The organism is Neisseria sp. 19428wB4_WF04, from assembly GCF_015235335.1.
Classification (GTDB): Bacteria; Pseudomonadota; Gammaproteobacteria; order Burkholderiales; family Neisseriaceae; genus Neisseria; species Neisseria musculi.
In genome coordinates, this window is record NZ_JADGLG010000079.1 from 1 (window position 1) to 6,407 (window position 6,407).

The 6,407-nt window shown below is 55.0% G+C and carries 5 protein-coding genes; 2 read left to right on the top strand and 3 right to left on the bottom strand.

Going from position 1 to position 6,407, the window contains the following annotated elements:
• Positions 1-360: 360 nt before the first annotated feature.
• The 3 genes from recD to IR141_RS11690 form a co-directional block, all read right to left on the bottom strand.
• Positions 361-2,097, bottom strand: a complete 1,737-nt coding sequence (gene recD, locus IR141_RS11680; RefSeq protein ID WP_135037466.1) for an exodeoxyribonuclease V subunit alpha — start codon at positions 2,095-2,097, stop codon at positions 361-363.
• A 300-nt stretch (positions 2,098-2,397) separates the two neighbouring features.
• Positions 2,398-2,892 carry a thiol peroxidase gene (tpx, locus tag IR141_RS11685; RefSeq protein ID WP_135037469.1) on the bottom strand — a complete coding sequence of 165 codons (495 nt, stop codon included), beginning with the start codon at positions 2,890-2,892 and terminating at the stop codon, positions 2,398-2,400.
• 24 nt (positions 2,893-2,916) lie between these two features.
• Positions 2,917-3,522, bottom strand: coding sequence for a DUF4230 domain-containing protein (locus tag IR141_RS11690; protein ID WP_135037472.1), 606 nt, complete (start codon positions 3,520-3,522; stop codon positions 2,917-2,919).
• Between the two features lie 306 nt (positions 3,523-3,828).
• Between IR141_RS11690 and lepA the strand changes: the two genes are divergently transcribed.
• Both lepA and lepB read left to right on the top strand, forming a co-directional pair.
• Positions 3,829-5,622, top strand: coding sequence for a translation elongation factor 4 (gene lepA, locus IR141_RS11695; protein ID WP_135037475.1), 1,794 nt, complete (start codon positions 3,829-3,831; stop codon positions 5,620-5,622).
• Positions 5,623-6,407: signal peptidase I (gene lepB, locus IR141_RS11700; RefSeq protein WP_135037478.1), on the top strand; the 785-nt coding region annotated here is incomplete at its 3' end.

The window sequence follows — 6,407 nt, forward strand, 5'->3', positions numbered from 1 at the left end:
CCGAAACAGACTTTTTATTTACACTTAAAGGAAACCTAATTTCGCTTCAATCACAGGCATGATGATCTGTATTAGTCTTGCTTAAAATACTGAGAAATCGACCCTTGGGCTAATTTTGCTTCCTAAGAAACATAAATAATATATTGTTTTTAAACATAAAATATATTTTAGCAAAGGATGTGGACAAGCTGGCCTTTTCCTGTGCCTGAGCCTTTTCTGATGCCCAAAGCCTTGTCTTGCAACGCCTCAAGGCCGTCTGAAACACTTGGATGCTGCCACTTCCCCTGCATGAAAATAACGGCAATCGGCTTTTTCGGGATTTTGCAAACTGCCCGGCCTTATGGTTATAAGGGGCGGGCTTTATTTTCTGCTTTTGGCTGTTTCTCTGTTTATCATTTCGCGCAATGCGCTGCGGCGGTTTTCCTGTGTGGCGCAGGCCGTCTGAAAAGCAAGGCGGCTGCCCCAAAATACAAACCGTTCGCGGGCGCGGGTTACGGCGGTGTAGAGTAGGGCGCGGCTCAGGCCGTGCGGGCTGCCGTTTGCGGTCGGAGGCAGCAGCCAGACTTCGCCGTATTCCGAGCCCTGACTTTTGTGCACGGTAACGGCAAATGCGGTTTCGTGGGCGGGCAGGCGGCTCAGGGAAACGGAGCGGAACCCGTTTGCGGCAGGAAAGTGCGCAGCCAGCGTGTCGAGACGGTTGTGGTCGGGGAGAATCAGGCCGATGTCGCCGTTAAATAAATCCAGCGTGTAATCGTTGCGCAACACCATCACTATCTGCCCTGCAAACCACGGTGCATCGGCGCGTGCCAAACCATGCCGCTGCAGACAGCGGCGGTAGGCTTCGTTGAATGCGGCGGCATCTTCCCGCCGGGCTGCCAGCACCACCGTGTCGGTGTGGCGGCGGAACGCTTGTCCGGCATCGCCCGAAGCTACTGCCTGCCAATAGGCGGCCTGTTTTTCATAAAAAGCTTCGACCTGTTGTTTGATGCCGCTTGCGCACACGCCGAGTGCTGCGGGAAAACGGGCAAATTGCGCCCATGCGCTTTCTGCATCGCCCGCTATAACGGCATGGGCCAGGCAGCCGATGCCGCTGTCGCTGCCGAAGCGGTGGCTGAACTGCAGGCGGGCGGTGTTGGCCGACAAGGGCGGCGGGTTGCTGCCGACTTTGAAGCCGTGTTGCGGCAGTATGACCGATAATTCTTGCGCAGTGGTGGTGTTTAAAAGGGTTTCTTGCGCCAGTTCGGCCAAAACCGCGCCTGCGCCTACCGAAGGCAGTTGGTTTTCATCGCCCAACAGAATCACGCGGCACCCCGAAGGTATGGCACGCAGCAGTTGCAGCATGAGGGCAAGGTCGAGCATTGAAGCTTCATCTATAACCAACACATCCAGCGGCAGCGGCTGCCCGCTGTGGAAAGCAGGCTGCATCTGCGGTGGGCGCAGCTTCAGCAGGCGGTGTACGGTTTGCCCCTCGAGTTGCAGCAGATGGCGGCAGACAGGCTCGGGCGGTTTGAAATCGCAGACGGCGCGGTGTAGCGCGCGCGCCATATGGGCGGCAGCCTTGCCGGTGGGGGCGGCCAAGGCAATGCGCGGCAATGTACCGGCATTGTTGCACAGCAGCGCCAGAAGTTTGGCCACGGTGGTGGTTTTCCCCGTGCCCGGCCCGCCGCTGATGAGCATAAACGGTTGCAGCAGAGAGAGTGCGGCGGCATCGCGTTGGCCTTCGCTGTTTGCGCCGTCAAACCATTGCGCCAGATTCTGCCCGGCCTGCATCCAATCAGCGGGTTGGGTTTCCGCTGCGGCCAGGCGCACGATCTCCCGCGCCAGGTCGCGCTCCAGTTGCCATATCCGGCCGAGAAACAGCCGCCTGCCCACAATCACCAGCGGCATATCGCTGCTGCCGGCTATGCCCGGTATCTGCTGCAAAGCAGCGGTATCGGTATCGTTGAGCCAAATAAAAGCGTGGCCGTCTGAAAGCGCTTCAAACAGTTGATATACATAGGGGGCGGCCGTTTCGGCTTCTGCAGGCGCGTGCCGCTGCAACAGCGCAACGGCGGCATCTGCCGCCTGAGTGTAGCCGTTATCATTGAAGGGATACATATTGCTTCCTGTTAAGCCGCGCTTGCAGTAATCGTTTGACGGGTAGTATCCGGCCATCCTGTTATCTTTCGAGCGGATGTGAAATCAGCCTGATTGCAATATCACGCCGTTTTCGGCAGCGGCACCTGTTGTGCGGATCGCCGCGCCATATGGTTGCCGGTTTGGCACGGCTGTCGGCCGGCTGTTTCGGGCGTGTCTGCAGTTTGGCAGAAAAACACCCAACCATAACGGCAACATTGATTTCGGAACAAGGCCGTCTGAAATGTTCAGACGGCCTCGGTTGTTGCATTCAAAGCCGCATTACAATGCCGTTAAAGCCGAGGCATAATCCGGCTCGCGGGCGATTTCGCCCACCAGCTCGCTGTGCAGGACTTGGTTGTTTTCATCCAGCACCACCACCGAGCGGGCGGTCAGCCCTTTGAGTTTGCTGCTGTCGATGGCCACGCCGTAATCGCGGGCAAAGCTGCTGCGGAAAGTGGACAGCATTTCCACATTGTCGATGCCTTCGCCGCCGCAGAAGCGCGCCTGGGCAAACGGCAGGTCGGCAGAAATACACAGCACCACAGCGTTATCCAGGCCGGCCGCTTTTTCGTTGAAGGTGCGCACGGATTGCGCGCACACGCCGGTATCGATGCTGGGGAAAATATTGAGGATTTTGCGTTTTCCCGCAAAGTCGGCCAAGGTTTTTTCGGCCAAACCGCTTGCGGTTAATTGGAAATCGGGCGCAGTCTGCCCTTTTTGTAAAAATACGCCGCCGATTTCAACGGGGTTGCCTTGCAGGGTTACTTGGGACATAGCTTTCCTTTCATATCTAAACAATCAAACTTTGCACGGCGGCAAAGCGGAGGGATAAATGGATACATTGGTTTGCGTGAGCGCAAACAGCGTTTCGAGCCGGCGCCGGGCCTGAACTTGCGCGTGTTCAAGAATATCTGCTTTACAGGCGCTTGCCAACACTTGTTTTTTCGCCTGCTCCTGTACCGAAGCAAACACGCTTTTATCGATGGGGTGCAGGCCGAGCGAACCGGTTTGGATGTTGTACACTTCGATATTGTCGAGGTTAACATCTAGCACCTCTACCGGCGGCAGGCTGATAATCACTTTGCCGTCAACCACATTCACATTGTCGGCAGTGAGTTTGTTTAAATCCAAGCCTGCCAGCACCCGGCCCTGCGCCATAAACAGCCCGGTTTGCGCATCTTGCCACAGCGCATACCAGTTGCCTTTTTTCTGGGTTTTCACAATGGTATCGATATGGAACGCCGTGCTTTCCAGGCGGTTGAGGTTTTGGATTTGCGTGAGCACCCCTTCTCGCGTGAGCACTTGCTGCTCTTGCTGCGGCAGCCTGTCCGACCCATACCGGCCGGCGGCAAAGGCCAGCAGCAACAGCAATACCGCAACAGCGGTGCGGAAAAACGTTTTCATGTGTTCCAACCCCAACCAAAACTGGATAACAGCCTCGATATAATGCTTCCAATCAGATTTTCAATATCCGGGCCGTCTGAAAAATCCCCTGCGGAACACAGGCGGCAAATCCCCGCCGGCTTCTTTACCGTGGTGCGTCTGACGCTTCGGCGGGATTGCCGCAAACCCCGCAGGCCGGGCCGTCTGAAATTAGCCCAAACCTTATTTTTCGGCTAAAATACGCAGCTATTTGATTTTCGTTTTGCCCGATTGGGCAAACCCTTTTCAGACGGCCTTTCAAGAATAACGAGCAGTATGTCCAACTCAATGAAAAACATCCGGAATTTCTCCATTATCGCCCACATCGACCACGGAAAATCCACACTGGCCGACCGCTTTATCCAATATTGCGGCGGTTTGGAAATGCGCGAAATGAGCACACAGGTGCTCGATTCGATGGACATCGAAAAAGAACGCGGCATCACCATCAAAGCGCAAACCGCCGCCCTCAACTATAAAGCGCGCAACGGGCAGACTTATCTGCTCAACTTAATCGACACCCCGGGGCACGTGGATTTTTCTTACGAAGTTTCCCGCTCGCTTTCCGCCTGCGAAGGCGCGCTGTTGGTGGTGGACGCTTCGCAGGGCGTGGAAGCGCAAACCGTGGCCAACTGCTACACCGCCATCGATTTGGGTGTGGAAGTGGTGCCGGTGCTCAATAAAATCGACCTGCCTGCTGCCGACCCCGACCGCGTGTCGCAGGAAATCGAAGACATCATCGGCATCGATGCGGCAGATGCAGTGCAATGCTCCGCTAAAAGCGGCTTGGGTGTGGAAGACGTGCTGGAAGAAATCGTGGCCAAAATCCCCGCACCCGAAGGCGATGAAAATGCCCCGCTGCAAGCCATGATTATCGATTCGTGGTTCGACAACTATGTGGGCGTGGTGATGCTGGTTCGGGTGAAGCAAGGCCGTCTGAAACTGAAAGACAAAGTGCTGTTTATGAGTACCAGAGCCGAAACCCAGGCCGAACAACTCGGCGTGTTTACCCCGAAATCGGTAGCCAAATCCGAGCTGAAAGCAGGCGAGGTGGGCTTTCTGATTACCGGCATCAAAGAGCTGAACGCGGCAAAAGTGGGCGACACCATCACGCTCTCGGCGAACCCCGCCCCGCAGGCGCTGCCGGGTTTCCAAGAAGTCCAATCGCAGGTGTTTGCCGGGCTTTATCCGGTGGAAAGCCATGATTACGAAGCTTTGCGCGATGCACTGGAAAAACTGCAGTTAAACGATGCCTCGCTGAAATTCGAGCCGGAAGTGTCGCAAGCGCTGGGGTTCGGCTTCCGCTGCGGCTTTTTGGGGCTGCTGCACCTCGAAATCGTGCAGGAGCGTTTAGAGCGCGAATTCGATATGGATTTAATCACCACCGCGCCGACTGTGGTTTATGAAGTATTGCTGAAAAACGGCGAAAAAATCGAAGTGGAGAACCCTTCCAAACTGCCCGATGTGGGCAGCATCGACACAATTTTCGAGCCGATTATCACCGCAACCATCCTCACCCCTCAGGAATATGTGGGCGCAGTGATGACCTTGTGCAACCAAAAACGCGGCGTGCAGAAAAATATGCAGTATATGGGCCGCCAAGTGATGCTTACCTACGATTTGCCCATGAACGAAGTGGTGATGGATTTTTTCGACAAACTCAAATCCACTTCGCGCGGCTATGCCTCTTTGGATTACGAATTCAAAGAATTCCAGGCTGCCGATTTAATCAAGCTCGATATCATGGTAAACGGCGAAAAAGTCGATGCCTTAAGCCTGATAGTGCACCGCGCCAACGCCGTGTTCCGCGGCCGCGAGCTGGCGGCAAAAATGCGCGAACTGATTCCGCGCCAAATGTTCGACATTGCCGTTCAGGCGGCCATCGGCAGCCAGATTATCGCCCGCGAAACCGTTAAAGCCCTGCGCAAAAACGTGTTGGCGAAATGTTACGGCGGCGACATCACCCGTAAGAAAAAACTCTTGGAAAAACAAAAAGCCGGCAAACGCCGCATGAAGCAGGTGGGCAATGTGGAAATTCCGCAAAGCGCATTTCTGGCAGTTTTGCAGATTGGGGACAAATAAATGAACAATACTTTGATTTGGGGCGCACTGGCCGCCTTGGCCGCAGGCTTGGTTTTGTATGCAAAAAGCAGCAAATCGCGGGAAGAGGGCGGCGAGTGGAGCGGCAGCCTGCAGTGGGGCTACCTGCTGATGATGGTGGGCATATTCGGCATTTTGTCGGCATTTATGAGCTTTACAGCCGTGCTGCTGATTTTCGTACTGTTTACCGGCACCGTATGGTTTATCCACAAAGGCCGTCTGAAAAAAAGCCCGGTGGGCGACAGCAACCATTTCACCGATTACATGGGCGGGTTTTTCCCGATTATTCTGGTGGTGTTTGTGTTGCGCACCTTTGTGGCCGAGCCGTTTCAAATTCCCTCCAGCTCCATGCGCCCGGGGCTGGTAGTGGGCGACTTTATCCTGGTGAACAAATTTGCCTACGGCATCCGCACACCGATTGTCAATAACGTGCTGGTGCCCACCGGCCAAGTGGAACGCGGCGACGTGGTGGTGTTCAACTATCCCGAAGACACCAAAATCAACTATATCAAGCGCGCCGTCGGCCTGCCCGGCGACGTTGTCGAATATAAAAATAAGGTGTTGAGCATCAACGGCCAAATCGTTGAAGACCGTTCCAGCGGTATTCAAAACTATCAGGAAAACACACCGCAATACGGCATGATTACCATCGAGACCCAAGTTTTTCAAGAAACCATAGGCACACACCATTTCGAAGTGCTGAAAATCGCCGGGCAGCCCAGCTTTCTGCCGCAAGGCGTACGCTCCGATTTCCCTAACCGGCAAAG